Origin of the sequence: Mesorhizobium sp. M7A.F.Ca.CA.003.01.2.1 (assembly GCF_003998945.1) — a bacterium.
Taxonomy (GTDB): Bacteria; Pseudomonadota; Alphaproteobacteria; order Rhizobiales; family Rhizobiaceae; genus Mesorhizobium; species Mesorhizobium ciceri.
The window spans coordinates 1-1,117 of record NZ_RZRA01001320.1; the positions used below are offsets into that span (position 1 = coordinate 1).

At 64.5% G+C, this 1,117-nt stretch carries 1 protein-coding gene and 1 pseudogene; one reads left to right on the plus strand and one right to left on the minus strand.

The annotated features are described in order from the left end of the window. The coding region (locus tag EN969_RS32335) for a glycosyltransferase (RefSeq protein ID WP_127419799.1) at positions 1-463 on the minus strand (463 nt) is incomplete at its 3' end. A 172-nt stretch (positions 464-635) separates the two neighbouring features. On the opposite strand from EN969_RS32335, the pseudogene EN969_RS32340 reads away from it, so the two are divergent. Next, positions 636-1,117, plus strand: a pseudogene (locus tag EN969_RS32340) (glycosyl transferase); the annotation flags it as partial.

Consider the following 1,117-nt stretch of genomic DNA (forward strand, 5'->3'; position numbering starts at 1 on the left):
GGTCGGCAAACACGGGCACCTGCGGGCCGCCGACAATGTCGGCGCCGAGCGTTTCGGCAGCCAGGCACATCCGTTCCAGCCACTGCGGATCGGCGATCTCGTCGTCGTCGATGACCAGCAGATGCCTGAAGTTCGGGAATTGCAGGATGGCTGTCTGCCAGCCGGCATTGTAGGCGCTGCAATTGCCGCGCTCATGCGCGATGATCACCAGGCCCGGCATTTCGCCCCGCTCGAACAGCGGCAGCACCGCCTTGGCGCCGGCCCGCGCCTCGGCTTCGTTCTCCATGACGATCACGGCAAAGCGCCTGCCGGTTTGCTGCGCGCGCAGCGACGCCAGCGTTTCCAGCACCTGCTCGGGACGCTTGAAGGTCGGCAAGGTGACGACGGCTTCGACGGCCTCGACGTCAAGCCGCGGCGTGCGTCCCGCGACCGATACCGAACCGTCCGATGGCAAAGGGATCATCCGTGTCCAGCCACATGGTGAGTTGGGCTCTGGTAGCACCACGGTTGATAAGGTTTCGTTAATCACCTTGCACGGAGAAGCCCGCCAGGCAGCGGCTTTCGGCCGTCGAATGTGCAGGCTTAATCAAGGGTTCACCGCACTTTGCTACCGGCTACACCACTGGATAGGTAAGATGCATCTGCTGTTCGCCACATCGATCGTGCCCGACGGCGCTCTCGCCTCGGGCTACGAGATCGCCAACGCTGCGATCATCGCTGCCTTGCGGCGCGCTGGCGCGCGCGTCACCGTCATCGGCTTTACCTGGCCGGGGAAGCCCGCGGCCGACCCCGAAAACACCGTGGTGCTGGGTGCGATCGACGTGCGCACGGAAAATGCCTCCGCGCGGCAAAAGCTGGCCTGGGTCGGCAAGGCGCTGCTTTCGGGCCTCACCTTCGCGTCGGTCAAGCTGCGCGCCGTGTCCGACAGCGATGTTCTCGCTGCCATTGAGCGTGCCGGACCGTTTGACGGCTATGTCTTGAATTCCGTGCAGTTCGCCGGGGCCTTCGAAAAGCTGTTCGCTGAGCGGCCTTCGCTCTTCGTTGCCCACAATGTCGAGCATCTTTCGGCGCGGGAGAATGCCGCTGCCGCCGACGGTCTCTTCCAGCGCCTGCTGTT